17 protein-coding genes are annotated in these 16880 nt (G+C 65.2%); 9 read left to right on the top strand and 8 right to left on the bottom strand.

Annotation, left to right across the window (positions count from 1 at the left end):
* Positions 1–16 precede the first annotated feature (16 nt).
* From sigK to ACTU6U_RS11040, 5 genes are all read left to right on the top strand, one after another.
* Positions 17–616 carry an ECF RNA polymerase sigma factor SigK gene (gene sigK / locus ACTU6U_RS11060; protein ID WP_443469161.1) on the top strand — a complete coding sequence of 200 codons (600 nt, stop codon included), beginning with the start codon at positions 17–19 and terminating at the stop codon, positions 614–616.
* Positions 613–1380 (top strand): anti-sigma factor, encoded by a 768-nt coding sequence (locus tag ACTU6U_RS11055; RefSeq protein WP_443469160.1) that lies wholly within the window; start codon positions 613–615, stop codon positions 1378–1380. The genes sigK and ACTU6U_RS11055 overlap by 4 nt, the downstream gene beginning before the upstream one ends.
* 19 nt (positions 1381–1399) lie before the next feature.
* Positions 1400–2029 carry a DNA-directed RNA polymerase subunit beta gene (locus tag ACTU6U_RS11050; protein WP_443469159.1) on the top strand — a complete coding sequence of 210 codons (630 nt, stop codon included), beginning with the start codon at positions 1400–1402 and terminating at the stop codon, positions 2027–2029.
* A gap of 155 nt (positions 2030–2184) precedes the next feature.
* A complete protein-coding gene (locus ACTU6U_RS11045) occupies positions 2185–3069 on the top strand; it encodes an aminodeoxychorismate lyase (protein WP_443469158.1) in 885 nt (294 codons plus the stop codon).
* A gap of 31 nt (positions 3070–3100) precedes the next feature.
* Complete coding sequence (locus ACTU6U_RS11040; protein WP_443469157.1) at positions 3101–4798, top strand: long-chain-fatty-acid--CoA ligase; 1698 nt, start codon at positions 3101–3103, stop codon at positions 4796–4798.
* Positions 4799–4821: 23 nt separating this feature from the next.
* On the opposite strand, the gene pstB is transcribed toward ACTU6U_RS11040, so the two are convergent.
* The 7 genes from pstB to ACTU6U_RS11005 form a co-directional block, all read right to left on the bottom strand.
* Positions 4822–5601 (bottom strand): phosphate ABC transporter ATP-binding protein PstB, encoded by a 780-nt coding sequence (gene pstB / locus ACTU6U_RS11035; RefSeq protein ID WP_443469156.1) that lies wholly within the window; start codon positions 5599–5601, stop codon positions 4822–4824.
* Positions 5602–5637: 36 nt separating this feature from the next.
* Positions 5638–6723, bottom strand: a complete 1086-nt coding sequence (pstA, locus tag ACTU6U_RS11030) for a phosphate ABC transporter permease PstA (RefSeq protein WP_443469155.1) — start codon at positions 6721–6723, stop codon at positions 5638–5640.
* Between the two features lies 1 nt (position 6724).
* Positions 6725–7690, bottom strand: a complete 966-nt coding sequence (pstC, locus tag ACTU6U_RS11025) for a phosphate ABC transporter permease subunit PstC (RefSeq protein WP_417511001.1) — start codon at positions 7688–7690, stop codon at positions 6725–6727.
* 128 nt (positions 7691–7818) lie between these two features.
* On the bottom strand, positions 7819–8916 hold the full coding sequence (locus tag ACTU6U_RS11020; RefSeq protein ID WP_443469154.1) for a phosphate ABC transporter substrate-binding protein PstS: 1098 nt from the start codon (positions 8914–8916) through the stop codon (positions 7819–7821).
* Between the two features lie 131 nt (positions 8917–9047).
* Positions 9048–10028 carry an NUDIX hydrolase gene (locus tag ACTU6U_RS11015; protein WP_443469153.1) on the bottom strand — a complete coding sequence of 327 codons (981 nt, stop codon included), beginning with the start codon at positions 10026–10028 and terminating at the stop codon, positions 9048–9050.
* Positions 10025–12190, bottom strand: coding sequence for an RNA degradosome polyphosphate kinase (locus tag ACTU6U_RS11010; protein WP_443469152.1), 2166 nt, complete (start codon positions 12188–12190; stop codon positions 10025–10027). Before ACTU6U_RS11010 ends, ACTU6U_RS11015 begins: the two co-directional genes overlap by 4 nt.
* A 54-nt stretch (positions 12191–12244) precedes the next feature.
* Complete coding sequence (locus ACTU6U_RS11005; protein ID WP_443469151.1) at positions 12245–12928, bottom strand: response regulator transcription factor; 684 nt, start codon at positions 12926–12928, stop codon at positions 12245–12247.
* 139 nt (positions 12929–13067) lie between these two features.
* On the opposite strand from ACTU6U_RS11005, the gene ACTU6U_RS11000 reads away from it, so the two are divergent.
* The 3 genes from ACTU6U_RS11000 (at position 13068) to ygfZ (ending at position 15261) form a co-directional block, all read left to right on the top strand.
* Complete coding sequence (locus tag ACTU6U_RS11000; RefSeq protein WP_443469150.1) at positions 13068–13358, top strand: hypothetical protein; 291 nt, start codon at positions 13068–13070, stop codon at positions 13356–13358.
* Positions 13359–13534: 176 nt separating this feature from the next.
* Positions 13535–14137 (top strand): heme-binding beta-barrel domain-containing protein, encoded by a 603-nt coding sequence (locus ACTU6U_RS10995; RefSeq protein ID WP_443469149.1) that lies wholly within the window; start codon positions 13535–13537, stop codon positions 14135–14137.
* A 2-nt stretch (positions 14138–14139) separates the two neighbouring features.
* Positions 14140–15261: a CAF17-like 4Fe-4S cluster assembly/insertion protein YgfZ gene (gene ygfZ / locus ACTU6U_RS10990; protein WP_443469148.1), complete on the top strand. Its 1122-nt coding sequence runs from the start codon at positions 14140–14142 to the stop codon at positions 15259–15261.
* Between the two features lie 3 nt (positions 15262–15264).
* Here ygfZ and ACTU6U_RS10985 read toward each other — a convergent pair whose 3' ends face one another.
* A complete protein-coding gene (locus tag ACTU6U_RS10985) occupies positions 15265–16086 on the bottom strand; it encodes a class I SAM-dependent methyltransferase (RefSeq protein WP_443469147.1) in 822 nt (273 codons plus the stop codon).
* A 47-nt stretch (positions 16087–16133) separates the two neighbouring features.
* Here ACTU6U_RS10985 and ACTU6U_RS10980 point away from each other — a divergent pair, with 47 nt between their 5' ends.
* Complete coding sequence (locus tag ACTU6U_RS10980) at positions 16134–16877, top strand: phosphoglyceromutase (RefSeq protein ID WP_443469146.1); 744 nt, start codon at positions 16134–16136, stop codon at positions 16875–16877.
* Positions 16878–16880: the final 3 nt, after the last annotated feature.

The following is a 16880-nucleotide window of genomic DNA, read 5'->3' as shown; positions in this document are numbered from 1 at the left end:
GGGGAGCGGGTGCGGCATGCTTATGGAGATGGTCATCGACGGCGTGGAAGTGCCGGAGGACGGCTCGGCGGGAGACCTCGCCGCCGCCCTTCTGGTGCGCGTCGCGTCCGGTGACCAGCGCGCGTTCGCTGAGCTCTACGATCTGCTCTCCTCCCGAGTGTTCGGCCTCATCCTGCGGGTGGTCGTGAACCGCGCGCAGAGCGAAGAGGTGCTCCAGGAGGTCTTCCTGGAGATCTGGCAATCCTCTGCACGGTTCGCTCCGAACAAGGGGCAGGGACGCACCTGGATTCTCACGATGGCTCACCGCCGCGCAGTCGATCGTGTGAGGGCGTCGCAGTCCAGCTCGGATCGGGACATCCGTGCGGGCATCCGCGATATCGGCGTCGCCCACGACAGCGTCGCGGAACAGGTGGAACTGAGCATCGAAGGCGACCGAGTCGTCTCCGCGCTGGGCATGCTGCCGGAATCGCAGCGTGAGGCGATCGTCCTGTCCTACTACGGCGGTTACAGTCAGAGCGAGATCGCCGTTCTTCTGGGAACGCCGCTGGGAACGATCAAGACACGGATGAGAGACGGACTGTCACGTCTGAGGAATGAAATGGGGGTGAACGCATGAACGAGAAGGAATTCGCGGAGCTCGCGGCAGGGCACGCCCTGCACGCACTGTCGGATGCTGATGAGCGACGCTATGCGGACGCCCTCGTCGCGCATCCGGAGTGGGAGGCGTTCGCCGCGTACGACACCGAGACGGCCGCTCTTCTCGCCGACGGAGCGGTGCCGGCCTTGCCGTCACCTGGCGTTCGCGATGCGCTCCTCGCGCAGATCGCTGTCACGCCGCAGGCGGATGCTTCGTCTGAGGGTGATGTCGAGCCCACTGCCGCACCTGGGCCCACTGCCGCTCCTGTACCCGCCGCGTCGCAGCGTCGGTGGAGCCGTAGACTCTTCGCGCTCGCCGCATCCGTGGTGTTGATCGCGGGCCTCGGCATCGGGGCCGCCGTCCTGATCCCGCAGCTCACGCAGCCGGCATCCGTCGTCGCTCTCGAGAAGATCGAGGCGGCACCCGACGCCCAGCAGCAGACGATCGAACTGGATTCGGGAGCACAGGCGACGGCGCACTGGTCGGCATCTGTAGGCAGCGCGGTTCTCGTCACGGACGGACTGGATGCCCTAGGAGCAGACCAGACCTATCAGCTGTGGTTCGTTCGAGGAGAACTGCCCCTGCCCGCGGGAATCTTCGAGACGGACGCCGGAGCGGCTACGGCTCTGCTGGACGGCGACATGCATGAGGGCGATGTGATCGCGGTGACGGTCGAGCAGGCGGGTGGATCACCGACCGGACTTCCCACGACCGATCCGATCATTGCCATCCCCACGGCCTGACCGCGAGTACTCTGGACGAATGCCTGAGCAGTTCCACCGTCCCGTACGCAGGCCATCCTCAGCGTTCGACAATCTCGTCGGATCCGCCGATTCGGTCGAGGCGGCGCGGGTCGCGCACGCCACAGCATCCGCACTGCTGACTCGTGCGCGTGACGATTCCACCGGAGAGAGCGCGGAGCGACTCATCGCCTTCACCTCGGTGCACGGCATCGATGACATCGCTGAGCTGTGGGCGACCGCATCTGCGGTCTCGCTGCCAGGGGCGCTGTGGCGCCTGTACCTGCTGCAGCTCGCCATCCACAGCGACCCGCAGACATCTGCGCTGCTGTACGAGCGCGGGCGAGTCCAACTGGCCTCAGCGGATGCCGTCGTCGCCGGCGCTCCCGTACCCGCCAGCCCGGACGAGATCGTCGCGTTGATCGACACGATCCTGCGCGGTGTGTTCCGAGGCGACTTCGCGGTCGCATTGGACCGCGCTGCCGCCTTCTGCCGCGTGCAGGTGTCGGGTGCGACGTACCTCGCGGACGACTATGAGACGACAGAGCCCCGCAGAGCGACCGAGCTCACCACCCGCGCGCGGCGGCTGCACACGTACGCGAACGATCTGAGCGCCGCAGCGGGGCTGTGGCGGGTCGATGGCCTGAACTGACCCTCAGACAGAGAAAGACCGGGCCGCAAGAACGCCTCTCGGCGGAAGGCCGCTCGCAGCGGCAAAATTTGGAGCCCGGGGTTATGCGGCCCGGCCACTCAAGTGTAACGTCTCGATGCCCCGCGTATTCCTGTGCGGCACCGTAGAGTCGTCTCATGTCCCAGCGCTTCGCCCTGATCATCGACCCGGCCGGACTCGATGAGGAGAGCGACGACTTCTCCGGTACCTTCACGGTCGTGGACGCCGCAGCGCCCGCGCTGAGCGTCGGTGAACTGAGCACGCAGCGCGGGGACGGCGTCTTCGAATCGATCGGGGTGATCGACTCGCACGCGCAGGAGGTCATTGCGCATCTCGAGCGTCTGGCCAATTCGGCCCGGATCTGTGATCTTCCCGAGCCGAACCTCGAGCAGTGGCGGCAGGCCATCGTGGTGGCTGCCGCAGCGTGCCCGGCAGGCGAGTGGGTGATCAAGCTCATTCTCAGCAGGGGACTGGAGCACGGGCCCACCCCGACCGCGTGGGTGACAGCGGCGCCAGCATCCGACTTCTCGACCGTTCGCGCCAACGGCGTCAAGGTCATCACCCTCGATCGCGGCTATCCCCTCGATGTCGCCGAACGCGCGCCCTGGCTGTTGCTGGGAGCCAAGACACTGTCGTACGCAGTGAACATGGCATCGCTGCGCGAGGCCCATCGTCGCGGCGCGGATGACGCGATCTTCCTCTCCAGCGACGGGTACGTGCTCGAAGCGCCGACCGCATCCCTCATCCTCCGGTTCGACGATCGGTTCGTCACGCCAGCTCCGACCGGCGGCATCCTGCACGGAACGACGCAGTTGAGCGTGTACGAGTTCTTGGCGGCGCGCGGATTCGATACCGGATATGAGCAGATCCTGGCATCAGATCTACCCAGCGCGGACGGCGCATGGCTCGTCTCGAGCGTGCGGCTCGCGGTCGCGGTCACCGCCGTCGATGGGATGGCCCTGCACGTCGATCAGGGTCTCACCGCCGAGCTGAACGAATATCTCCTGTCGCCGCGCGACTGACAGATGCCGCCGATCGCGGCAAGATGGGAAGATGTCCGGTACCGCATACGAATCACGGCCATGGCTCACCTCGTACGCCGAAGGAGTTCCGCCCGAGATAGACGCGCCGACACAGACGCTGCCCGAGATGGTCGCTGCGAGCATCAAGAGCTTCGGGCGCCGTCCTGCACTCGAGTTCTTCGGCGCGATCACGTCCTATCGCCAGCTGGGCGAGCAGATCGAGCGCGCAGCAGAAGGGTTGCGGCGCCTCGGTGTGAAGAAGGGCGACCGCGTCGCCGTGGTGCTGCCCAACTGCCCCCAGCACGTGATCGCGTTCTATGCGGCGCTGCGCCTCGGCGCGATCGTCGTCGAGCACAACCCGCTCTACACGGCTCGCGAGCTGCGGCATCAGTTCGAAGATCACGGAGCTCGATTCGCCATCGTCTGGGACAAGAGCTTCGACACGGTCGCGGGCTTTCCCGCCGACCTTGAAATCGAGCACGTCATCAGCGTCGACATCACCGAGGCCCTGCCCTTCGCCAAACGCCTGGCGCTGCGTCTGCCCCTGAAGAAGGCGCGTGCATCGCGTGCGAAGCTCACGGCGGCGCCCAAGACGAAGAATCCGCTGACCTGGCGGAAGCTGATCGACCACCGTCGTCTCTCGCGCCGCGTCGCCGGCCCGGCGCTCGATGACACCGCGCTGCTGCAGTACACGAGTGGGACGACGGGCAGTCCGAAGGGCGCGATCCTCACCCATGCGAATCTGCGCGCGAACGCCATACAGGGCCGCGCCTGGGTACCGGGCCTCGTCGACGGCAAAGAGACGTTCTACGCGGTGCTGCCGCTGTTCCATGCCTACGGCATGACGCTCTGCCTGACGTTCGCCATGAGCATCGGCGCGAAGCTCGTCCTGTTTCCTGCTTTCGATCTCGACCTGGTGCAGGATGCCGCTCGCACCAGCCCGCCCACGTTCCTGCCTGCAGTGCCTCCGATCTACGACCAGCTCGCACGCGCGGCATCGCGGGGGACGATCGATCTGTCGAGCATCCGGTTCGCGATCTCGGGGGCGATGAGCCTGCCCCTGGCGACGGTGCGGCGGTGGGAGGACGCGACGGGAGGCATCCTGGTCGAGGGATACGGGATGACGGAGACGTCGCCGGTGGCGCTGGGCAACCCGATGGGAAGGACCCGCCGACCAGGGACCGTCGGAATCCCATTCCCGAGCACGGAGATCCGCGTCGTGGACCCGACGGATCCTTCTGTCGATCTGCCGCTGGGGCAACGGGGTGAACTCCTCATTCGCGGACCGCAGGTCTTCCAGGGGTACTGGGGCCGTCCTGGTGAGACCGCGGCGTCGCTGCTCGAGGGTGGCTGGCTGCGGACCGGAGACATCGCTGAGGTCTCAGCCGATGGATTCGTGACGATCGTCGATCGACTGAAGGAGCTCATCATCACTGGCGGCTTCAACGTGTCGCCCAGCGAGGTCGAGGAGGCCCTCGAAGCCCACCCTGACATCACTGCGGCGGCGGTCGTCGGCTTGCCGCGTTCGAGCGGTGGTGAGGAAGTCGCGGCAGCTGTCGTGCTTCGCGAAGGCGCCGTGTTCGACGCGAGTGCGCTGCGGGACTTCTGTCGAACGCAGCTCACTGCCTACAAGGTGCCCAAGCGCATCACCGTCGTCGACGATCTGCCGCGGTCGCTGATCGGCAAGGTGATGCGACGCGATGTGCGCGAGGGGATGCTCTCGGCGTAGCCGAGTTCTTTCGGAGGGCGGATCTAGCCGAAGCGGCCGGAGACGTAGTCCTCGGTCGCCTGCACCGACGGGGTCGTGAAGATCGTGGCGGTGTCGTCGTACTCGATCAGCTTGCCGGGCTTGCCGGTGCCTGCGATGTTGAAGAATGCTGTGCGGTCCGAGACGCGCGAAGCCTGCTGCATGTTGTGCGTGACGATCACGACCGTGTACTGGGTCTTGATCTCGGCGATCAGCTCTTCGATCGCGAAGGTCGAGATCGGGTCAAGGGCCGAGCAGGGCTCATCCATGAGGATGACATCGGGGGAGACCGCGATGGCGCGAGCGATGCATAGGCGCTGCTGCTGTCCACCCGAGAGGCCGGAGCCAGGCTTGTCAAGGCGATCCTTGACCTCGTTCCAGAGGTTCGCGCCGCGCAGCGACTTCTCGACCAGTGCTTCCTGGTCGGACTTCGCCATGCGCGAGTTATTCAGCTTGACGCCGGCGAGCACGTTCTCCTTGATGGACATCGTGGGGAACGGGTTCGGCCGCTGGAACACCATGCCGACCTGGCGGCGCACGAGCACAGGGTCAACTCCGGGTGCGTACAGGTTCTGGCCGTCGATCAGTACTTCGCCTTCGACGCGCGCGCCGGGAATGACCTCGTGCATGCGGTTGAGCGTGCGCAGGAATGTCGACTTGCCGCAGCCCGACGGGCCGATGAATGCGGTGACCGTGTTCGGCTTGATGTCGATGCTGACGCCCTCGACGGCCAGGAAATCGCTGTAGTAGACGTTGAGGTCGTTGACTTCAATGCTCTTGGACACTGGAATCCTTCTTGTTCAATCGGGTGATGGGGCCGCTCAGCGGCCGGTCTTCGGCGCGAAAACCTTCGCGATGATTCGGGCGACGAGGTTGAGGACCATGACGATCAGGATGAGGGCCAGAGCTGACGCCCACGCACGATCGATGAATGCCTCCGCCGGGATGCCGGGATACTTTGCCTGCATGTAGGTGAACACCGGCAGAGTCGCCATCTGGCCGCTGAACATGTTGAGGTTCATGCTCTGCACCATTCCCACCGTGAGCAGCAGGGGGGCGGTCTCACCGATGACTCGGGCGATGGCGAGCATGATGCTGGTGGTGATTCCGGCGATCGCGGTGGGCATGACGACCTTGAGGATCGTCAACCACTTGGGAACGCCGAGTGCGTACGCCGCCTCGCGAAGCTCATTGGGGACGATGCGCAGCAGCTCCTCCGAGCCGCGCACGACGACCGGGATCATGAGCACGGCCAGCGACAGCGAGCCCATGATGCCCAGGCGCGTGCCCGGCCCCATGAGGAGCGCGAAGACGGAGTAGATGAACAGACCCGCGACGATCGAGGGGATGCCGGTCATGACGTCCACGAGGAACGTGATGCCCCGTGCGAGTTTCTTGCCCTGGCCGTACTCGACGAGGTAGATCGAGGTCATCAGTCCGATCGGGACGGAGATGATGGTGGCGCCGAGGGTGATGAGTAGCGTGCCCCAGAGCGCGTGCACCGCGCCGCCGCCTTCGCCGACGACATTGCGCATCGATGAGCCGAAGAACTCCGCGTCGAACCGGACGAGTCCGTTGATGACGACGGTGTACAGCAGCGAGATCAGGGGGAGCAGCGCAATCACGAATGCGGTCGAGACCAGCGCGGTCATCAGCCGATCTGTCGCATGACGGCGGCTCTCGGCCACTGTTGAGATCGTGAAGATGAGCACCATGTAGAGGAGCATGCCCACGACCACGGTGAGCGCGATGTTGAAATCGGCCGGGTCGCCACCGCTGTTTGCGACAGCGAAGATCGCGGCAGAGATGCAGAGTGACACGAGCAGCAGGATCCAGGCGGTGCCCTTGGGCAGGTGGCCCGTGGTGTTCGTCCGGGTGGTGGCGGGGGCGACGGCAGTAGCGGTCATGTCAGTTGGCTCCCGAGAACTCGGCACGGCGCGAGACGATCCAGCGAGCGATGAAGTTGACCGCAAAGGTCACGATGAACAGGATGAGACCCGCTGCGATCAGGGTGTTGACGCCCGAGTCGTGAGCTTCGGGGAACCGCAGCGCGATGATCGCGGGGATCGTCGTCGGGTTCTCCGGGTTGAGCAGGTTGAATGTGACGATGCCGAGAGGCGAGAGCACCAGCGTCACCGCCATCGTCTCGCCGAGTGCGCGGCCGAGACCGAGCATGGCGCCGGAGACGATGCCGCTGCGGGCGAACGGCAGAACAGCCATCCGAATCATCTCCCAGCGCGTTGCGCCGAGTGCAAGAGCTGCTTCTTCATGGAGCTTGGGTGTCTGCAGGAAGACCTCACGGCAGATGGCGGTCATGATCGGCAGAATCATCACGGCCAGAACGAGGGATGCCGTGAGGATCGTCTTACCGGTTCCAGAGGGCGTGCCGCCGAAGATGGGGATCCAGCCGAGGTTGGTGTTCAGCCACTTGTAGAACGGCACCAGCATGGGCGCGAAAGTCAGAGCGCCCCAGAGGCCGAAGACGACCGAGGGCACGGCGGCAAGCAGGTCGATGACGTAGCCGAGGAGTCCGGCGAGCTTGCGGGGTGCGTAGTGCGAGATGAACAGTGCGATGCCGATCGCAAGAGGTGCGGCGACGATCAGCGCGATGGCGCTGGCGTACAGCGTCCCGAACACGAACGGCCAGACCCAGGAGATGAACGACTGACCCTCGAGGATGTGATTGTCGCTGGTGTCCGGCGCGAAGGCCGGGATCGACTGGATGATCAGGAACACCGCGACAGCGGCGAGCGTCACGAGGATGATGATTCCGGCGCCGAGTGCGGTCCCGGAGAAGATGCGATCTCCGGGACGAAGCACCGCCTTGCGTGAGGCGGGCGAACGGGTATCGGGGCCCGTCGTGGTGGTGGTCATCTGAGCGGCTCCACGGGTGCTCTAGGGATGTTCGGGTTTCATGCGGGTGCCCCCGCGGTGCTGGTTCGATCTTCTCGGTCAGCACCACGGGGGCGATGTTTCATCCTCAGCCTGAGCTGAGGACCAGGTTAGTTCGTGACGATCGCGTCGATCGCTCCGGTGACCTTCTCGCGCAGCTCGTCCGAGATCGGGGCGCTGCCCGCAGCACTGGCTGCGACTTCCTGGCCCTCGGCCGAAGCGACGAACTCGAAGTACGCCTTGACGAGGGAAGCGGTCTCAGCGTCTTCGTACTCGACGCAGCCGATGAGGTACGAGACCAGAGCGATCGGGTAGGAACCGGCGGGTGCTGCTGCCGGGTCGACGGCGAACGCGAGGTCGTGAGCGGAGCGCCCGTCCTCGAGCGGCGAAGCGGCAACGAGAGCCGACGCAGCCTCTGCCGAGTACGGGACGTACTCGCCCTCGACCTCGATGGCGACCTGGCCGAGGCCGGATGCCTGCGAAGCGTCAGCGAAGCCGATGTAGCCCACGCCGTTGGTGATCGCGTTCACGACACCGGAGGTGCCGTCGGCAGCCTCACCGGTCGACAGCGGCCACTCGTCGCTGGCCTCGTTGGTCCAGACCTCGGGAGCCACGGCCTCGAGGTAGCTGGTGAAGGTCTCCTGCGTGCCGGATGCATCGGCGCGGTGAACCGGGACGATCGGCTGGTCGGGGAGCTCGACGCCGTCGTTCTGGTCGGCGATGGCCGGGTCGTTCCAGTTGGCGATGTCGCCGGCGAAGATGCCCGCGATGGTCGCGCCATCGAGGTTCAGCTCATCGACGCCGTCGAGGTTGAACGCAACGGCGACGGGGGAGATATAGACGGGAACTTCGACGATCTCGTCGGACGCACAGGAGCCGAAGCCGCCAGCGGCGATCTCTTCGGCGTTGAAGGCGCGGTCCGAGCCGATGAAGTTCGAGGAGCCGGCGAGGAAGTTCTCGCGGCCGGTGCCGGAGCCCGTGGAGGTGTAGTTGACCGTGGCGTCGGGGTTGGCGGTCTGGAAAGCAGCGACCCATGCCTGCTGCGCGGCCTCCTGCGACGATGCGCCGGTCGCCTCGACCATTCCGGCGATGCCGCTGGCTTCGCCCGAGGTGTCTGTGGCGGTGCTTTCGTTCGCGGCACAGCCTGCGAGAGCGAGAGCGGCGACAGCGCCGATGGCGCTGATTCGTGCGATACGGGAGATCTTCACTGTGGGGATCCGTTCGATCGTGGATGGATGAGGCCCGGTGCAGGGCACACAGTGACGCTAAGTGCGGCGGTTAACGAGAATCTCCCGCCCGGGTAAACGGAAGGTGAACGGGAACCGTCCGCTTGGATCCGTCAGATCTTCGGAACGTGCGTCTCGATCGAGATGATTCCAGAGCCGGGATTGGTCGCCGAGAGGTGTGCGACGGAGAACGCGCCCACTTCGAGCGCGGATGCGCTGCCGAGATAGGAGCCGTGCATCGTGCCGGTGGCGAGTGCGAGTTCGGAGAGGATGCCGGGGAGCACGGGCCCATGGCTGCAGATGACCGCGGGCTTGCCCGCGCGCACGCGCTTGCCGACGACGGAGCGCACATCGGAGACCCCGTCTTCCCAGGCATCCTGGCTGATGAGTTCGGTCATCACCGGAGTGCGGTTGATCGCATTCGCCAGCGGGGTCACGGTCTGCACGCAGCGGACCGCGTCGCTGGTGACGATCCTGCGCACCCCGAACGCGCGAAGCGGTGCGACGATCGCCTCAGCCTGCCGATGTCCGCGTGCAGTCAGTGGGCGCGCGGCATCCGACCCGTCCCATTCCGATCGCGAGAGCGCCTTCGCGTGCCGGAGCACTACGACGGGATAAGTGTGCAGCACGCCGTCGTCGACGAGGCGCTCGAACTCGTCGAGGATCTCAAGGTCGACGGGATAGCTGAGCGTCTTCCGTGCCCGCTTCAGGCTCACCCATTCCAGAGCTGCGATCTCATGATTGGGGACGAACGCCGACTTCCGGATGGCTTCGTCGGTGGCCTCTGCAGCCCAGTAGTGGACGACCTTCTGACGCTTAGGTCGCATGAAATAGCGACTGACGCCGACGGGCACGCCCAGATGCACGCGGATGCCGGTCTCTTCGCGCACCTCGCGGACGGCTGTCTGAGCGAGCATCTCGCCGGGGTCGACTTTGCCCTTGGGGAGGGTCACATCGCGATACTTCGTGCGGTGGATCAGCAGGATGCGCAGCTTTCCCTCGGCTGTCAGCCGCCAGACGACTGCGCCAGCCGCGTAGACGGCCTTGTCATCACGCACGACCTCGACCACCGCTTGATCCAGTTTCGTGGTCATCGCACCGACCGTGACCTGCGTCGGCGATGGATCTGGCTCATGGTCTTATCCTGCAGATCGATCAGCGGGGTGCCGTTCTCGTCGACGGAGTGTCGCTCCCACACGCCGTCGGCCGCGAGATGCCAGGAGTTGGTGCGGTCGTCCATCGCGAGGTCGAAGAACGACAGCAATTCCTTGACGTGGTTCGGATCGCTCACACGCACGAGCGCCTCGACGCGGCGGTCGAGGTTGCGGTGCATCATGTCGGCGCTGCCGATGTAGACCTGGGGGTCGCCGTCGTTCTCGAACGCGAAGATCCTCGAGTGCTCGAGATAGCGGCCGAGGATGCTCCGCACGGTGATGTTGTCGCTTGTGCCGGGCAGGTCGACCTTGATGCTGCAGATGCCGCGCACCCAGATGTCCACCTTCACGCCCGCCTGGCTGGCGCGGTAGAGCGCATCGATGATCTCCTCATCGACCATGGAGTTCACCTTGATTCGGATGCGGGCGGGCTTTCCCGCTGCTGCGTTCTTGCGCTCGGTGTTGATCAGTCGGAGCAGTCCCTTGCGCAGATGCAGCGGAGCGACCAGAAGTCGCTTGAACTTCTTCTCGATGGCGTAGCCGGAGAGCTCGTTGAAGAGTCTGGTGAGGTCCTTGCCGACCTGGGCGTCGGCGGTGAACAGCCCGAAGTCCTCGTAGATGCGACTGGTCTTCGGGTTGTAGTTGCCGGTGCCGACGTGCGAGTAGTGACGCAGCTGGCCCTCTTCTTCGCGGATGACGAGGGCGAGCTTGCAGTGCGTCTTCAGCCCGACCAGGCCGTAGACGACGTGGACGCCTGCCTTTTCCAGCTTGCGCGCCCACACGATGTTGTTGGCCTCGTCGAATCGTGCTTTGACCTCGACCAGTGCGAGTACCTGTTTGCCCGCTTCCGCGGCATCGATCAGCGCCTGAACGACGGGGCTGTCTCCCGAGGTGCGGTAGAGAGTCTGCTTGATTGCGAGCACGTGCGGATCCCGTGCCGCCTGCTCGAGGAAGGACTGCACGCTCGTGTTGAACGATTCGTACGGGTGGTGCACGAGCACATCATTCTTGCGGATCGCTGCGAAGATGTCGGCACGGCTGCTCGATCCGGTCGGCTGGAACGCCACCGGAGTCGTCGGCACATGCGGCGGATAGCGCAGGTCGGGACGGTCCACTCGCGACAGCGAGAAGAGGCCGCGAAGATCGAGCGGGCTCGGAAGCCGGTAGACCTCCTGGTCGGTGATGTCGAGCTCCTTGAGCAGCAGATCGAGGGTCACATCATCCATGTCATCGGCGATCTCGAGTCTGATCGGCGGACCGAAACGTCGACGCAGCAGCTCGGCCTCGAGCGCCTGGATGAGGTTCTCGCTCTCGTCCTCCTCGATCTCCACGTCCTCATTGCGGGTGAGTCGGAATGCGTGATGGTCGAGCACCTCCATTCCCGGGAACAGGTCGCCGAGGTGGTTGGAGATGAGGTCTTCGAGTGGCAGGTAACGAGTGATCTCACCGCTGCGCGGCACCTCGACAAGCCGGGGGAGCATCGGGGGCACCTTGAGACGCGCGAAATCCTGCCGTCCGGTGCGGGCATTGCGGATGCGGATCGCCAAGTTCAGCGATAGGCCGGAGATATAGGGGAAGGGATGCGCCGGGTCTACTGCCAGAGGCATGAGAACGGGGAAGACGTGCACTTGGAAATACTCGGTGAGTGCCGCCTGCTCATCCTCGGTGAGCTGTGCCCACTCGGTGGTCTCGATTCCCGCATCGGCGAGGGCTGGACGCACCAGTTCAGTCCAGGCCTCGGCGTGACGCAGCTGCAGTGCGTGGGCCTCTCTGGAGATGTCGGCAAGTACATCGGACGGTGCTCGTCCGACATTCGTCGGCACCGCGAGGCCCGTGACGATGCGCCGCTTGAGGCCAGCGACGCGCACCATGAAGAACTCGTCGAGGTTGCTGGCGAAGATCGCGAGGAAGTTGGCCCGCTCGAGCTCGGGGAGCGAAGGGTCCTCTGCCAGTTCCAGCACTCGCTGGTTGAACGCGAGCCAGCTGATCTCACGGTCGTGGTACCGATGGTCGGGCAACTGCGAATCAGGAGTCTCGACGGCGTCGAAATCGTCGTCCTCTGCATCGCCGAGCCCGGCGTCGGTGATTGCGGCATCGATCATGGACTACATCTTCGCATCGCCGAGAGAAGAGTGCGTGAACGGTTTCCGTGCGGATCAGTGTTCAGCAGCGGCCAGCTGGTCATTGTCGTTGACGTTGAAGCGGTAACCGACGTTGCGAACGGTGCCGATGATCTGCTCCTGATCGCCGAGCTTCGCGCGAAGACGCCGGACATGAACGTCGACGGTGCGCGTACCCCCGAAGTAGTCGTATCCCCAGACTTCGCTGAGCAACTGCTCGCGGGTGAACACCCTGGCGGGATGGGTCGCGAGGAAGTGCAGCAGCTGGAACTCCTTGAAGGTGAGATCCAGGGGTCGGCCGTGCAGCTTGGCCGCGTACGACTGCTCGTCGATCGTCACACCGGATGCCTGCACTCTGGTCGGTTCAGCGGTGGCCTCGGCGCGGGCGAGAGCAAGACGGATGCGGGCATCCGTCTCTGCCGGTCCGGCGTCCGCGAGGAGAACATCGTCGATTCCCCAAGCGCCGGACACCGCTGTCATGCCGCCCTCGGTGACGACCAGGATCAGAGGGGATGTCTGACCGGTCGTGCGCAGGAGCCGGCATAGTGACTTCGCCCCGGCGAGATCTTTTCTGCCATCAACGATGACGATGTCGCTCTCCGGGGCGTTGACGAGCTGAGCGGGCTCAGCGGGGATCTGGCGCACCCGGTGGCTGAGCAGGTCCAGCGCGGCGAGGACCTGCTCCGAAGGAGTCGAAGTCAGGACCAGGATCGATGCCACGCGCAGTTCCTTTCGGGCGGCGGATTCAGCTCGCCCAGTGGCGATCTTTACGACGCCGTGGGGGTAATGATACCGATCTGGTCGTGCGCGTCGACGAGTTCGCACGAAGATATGACATCGCATGCGTAACAATGGAGTCATGTCCGAACCTGCCCTCGCGCCGAGAAACGCACTCGTAGGCGTCATGATCGTCTGGGGTGCCGCGCTCATCACGGCCATCCTGATCGGCATCTTCGTTCCGGAAGAATGGCGTGTGGCATGGCTGCTTCTGGCGTTCGGCGGTTCGGTGCTGCTGTCGTTCGCACTGCAGCTCTGGTACGGCCAGACCAAGGGGTTCATCTTCCGCATTGCGGCGAGCACGACCGGAGCGCTGCTGCTGCTCGGGGTGGTGTCGGCAGGTTTCGGCCTGGCAGCTCTCGTGCCCGCCTGATCACTGCCCCCCTCGGTCACCGGGCAGGGGTAGAGTGAGGCCATGGACCTCGTCGCACTCGAACTCTTCTTCATCGGACTGCTCGGCCTTGCGAGTCTCGCGATCGTCTTCGTCGCGGGTGTCGTGCTGCGCAACCTCTTCCGCGGCCAGCGCTGAGCTGAGCTGTCTTCACAGTCATGCTTGAGTTGCCTACCGACCTCCCTGCCGATCTCGCGCCGCTGAGCTGGCTCATCGGAGTCTGGGAGGGCACCGGTGTGATCGAGTACACCGCGCAGGACCATCGGTTCCAGGGCGAGTTCACCCACCGGGTGAGCTTCAGCCATGACGGCACCGGCCACCTGAATTACTCGGCGACCGCTTTTCTCGCGGCAGAAGAGGGCGAAGAATCCGTCCCTCTCGTCTCCGAGACCGGCTTCTGGCGTCTCTCCCGTACTGCGACGGCTGCGGATGCCGGACCGGCGCTGCTCCCGCCGACTGAACAGCGCGCCGTGCGCACTGTCGACGATGTCGAACAACTGCGCGCGCCATCCGGTGGTTTCCCGCTCGAGGTCTCGCTCGCGCACTCCGATGGCGCGCTTGAGCTCTACCTCGGCGAGATCAATGGACCTCGCATCGATATCGCGACAGATGCAGTCGTGCGCAGCGCTGGCGGCAAGACATATGGCGCGGCGACCCGCATGTACGGGCTCGTCGACGGACACCTGCTCTGGGCGTGGGATATCGCAGCGCTCGGCGCCGAAATGGCCTCGCATGCGTCTGCCCGTCTGGCGAAGGTGTGAGCATGTCTGCACTCTTCGAGGCCCTATCTGCGCACCAAGGGGCGGTCGTGGAAGGCGCCGCGGTCGTGCACTTCGGTGACCCGATGCGCGAGCAGCGGCATCTCGTCGCGGGGTCGGCGGTCACGCTCCTCAGCGATCGTCGGGTGATCGAGGTTGCTGGCGAAGACCGGCTCACCTGGCTGGACTCGATCACCTCGCAGGCGCTCACGCAGCTTCGCCCGGGAGAGAGCACTGAACTTCTGATCCTGGACCCGCAGGGGCGGGTCGAGCACGCCGCTGGCGTCCTGGAGGACGGCTCCTCGACGTGGCTGATCGCCGACGCTCCCGATGCCGAGGGGCTCGTGAGCTGGTTGCAGCGCATGGTCTTCCGTTCGCGAGCGACTGTCTCGATCCGTGAGGATCTCGACCTGCTCGGCTTCTTCAGCGGTGCAGCGGCAGAACCTGTCGTCACTTCGGCGGCTGCCGCGCCGAACGGTGTGCCGCTGGTGTGGGCTGACCCGTGGCCCGCAGTGCAGGCCGGTGGACATCAGTACTCGCAGGTATCGCCGCATCCCGCGGCTGAGTACCAGTGGCGCCTCGCGATCATCGAGGCGGATGCCGCGGCATCCGCTGTTTCCGATCTCGAGGTCGCTGGGCTCATCGCGGCAGACGCGCTGCGTGTGGCTGCATGGCGGCCACGCTGGACGAACGAGGTCGATGAGCGCTCGCTGCCGCATGAGTCGGACTGGATCCGCACGGCCGTGCATCTGAACAAGGGATGCTACCGAGGTCAGGAGACGGTCTCCAAGGTCCATAATCTGGGTCATCCGCCGCGTCGGCTGGCGGCCCTTCATCTCGATGGCAGTGACGATGTGCTGCCTGCCATCGGCTCAGCCGTGTTCGCTGGAGAGTCAGAAGTCGGCCACATCACCTCTGCTGCTCGTCACTTCGAGGACGGTCCGATCGCGCTGGCCATTCTGTCCCGTCGTGCGCCGATGGGTGACCTTGTGGTGCATGCCGACGGGGTCGAGATCGCGGCCGCGCAACAGGTGATCGTTCCTGCTGACGCTGGCGCGACGGCAGATGTTCCGCGACTCACGCGGCTCTCGCGTCGTGCAGAAGGACAGGATCCGCGCAAGGCCTGAAGGCTATCTCGGCGCAACCGAGTCCCAGGACACGGTGAGTTCACCGAGCCGCCATCTGCTGCGACCGCCGATCACGGGCCATCCCTGGCTCTTCAGAGCTGTGACGGTGGCAAGGAAGCGCTGCGTCGCCCCGAACGTCGACAGCGGTGCCGCGCGCTCCCATTCTCGATCGAGCGCAGTGAGCAGATCGTGGATGCGCTCACCGGGAACGTTCCGGTGGATCAGTGCTTTCGGCAGCCGCTCGGCGACGATCCCAGGGCGCTCGAGTTCTGCCAATCGCAACGAGAGTGTGAAGCGCTCAGGTCTGCCTGCGGAGGAGACATCCACCCAGGTGGCGATGCGTCCGATCTCGTCACAGGTTCCCTCGAACAGCATGCCGCCGGGAGAGAGGCGGGCAGCCATCGACGCCCAGGCGTCGGGCACGTCTGCCTCGTCATACTGGCGAAGCACGTTCATGGCGCGGATCGCTGCGGGGCGGCGTCCGGCGGGGAGTGGAACTTCGAATCCGCCGCGTGCGAACGAAACGTGAAGATCGGGGGAGAAGTTCGTGAGTCCCGCGCGAACGTCGTCGAGCTGGGTCTGCGCGGTCGCCACTCGTGCGGGATCGAGTTCGAAGCCGATCACCTCGGCGTCAGTGCGCACCTTCGTTAACCTTGTCGCGAGTTCGAAGGCGGTGACACCGCTCGCGCCGAAACCCAGATCTATGACGAGAGGATCGGCCGCGGTGCGAAAGGCTGCCGATGCTGCGATCCAGCGGTCATTCCGGCGGAGTCTGTTGGTGCCCGTCGTACCCCGAGTGGGGTGTCCGAGGGGAGATGACGCCATGGGTCCATCCTGCCATCGCCCTGGTGTGCTCTCGATAGACTGGGCCCATGACGCGCACTCTCATCCTGCTCCGCCACGGCCAGAGCGAGTGGAACGAACTGAACCTCTTCACCGGCTGGGTGGATGTCCGCCTCACAGAGAAGGGCAAGAACGAGGCCCGTCGCGGCGGCGAGCTGCTGGCAGAGGCCGGCATCCTGCCCGACGTTCTGCACACCTCGCTCCTCAGCCGTGCCATCCAGACCGCTGACATCGCGCTGGATTCCGCTGACCGCCTCTGGATCCCCGTCACGCGTTCCTGGCGCCTGAACGAGCGCCACTACGGTGCACTGCAGGGCAAGGACAAGGCACAGACTCTCGAAGAGTTCGGCCCTGAGCAGTTCCAGCTGTGGCGCCGCTCCTTCGACGTTCCGCCGCCCGTGCTCGACGACGACAGCGAGTTCAGCCAGGTGAACGACCCGCGCTACGCCGGCATCGACGGAGAAGTTCCCCGTACTGAGTCCCTGAAGCTCGTCATCGACCGGCTGCTGCCCTACTGGAACGACGCGATCGTTCCCGACCTCGAAGCAGGCAAGACCGTCCTCGTCACCGCGCACGGAAACTCGCTGCGCGGGCTGGTCAAGCACCTCGATGGCATCAGCGATGCAGACATCGCCGAGCTCAACATCCCTACGGGCATCCCGCTGGTGTATGAGCTGGACGACAACAACGTCCCCACCGGACCCGGACGCTACCTCGATCCTGCCGCTGCCGCTGCGGGTGCTGCAGCCGTTGCTTCGCAGGGCAAGAAGTAACCT

The organism is Microbacterium zouquanmingi (genome assembly GCF_052266695.1).
Taxonomy (GTDB): domain Bacteria; phylum Actinomycetota; class Actinomycetes; order Actinomycetales; family Microbacteriaceae; genus Microbacterium.
The sequence above is the reverse complement of the archived record's forward strand: the minus strand, read 5'-3'. Positions and strand labels throughout refer to the sequence as shown.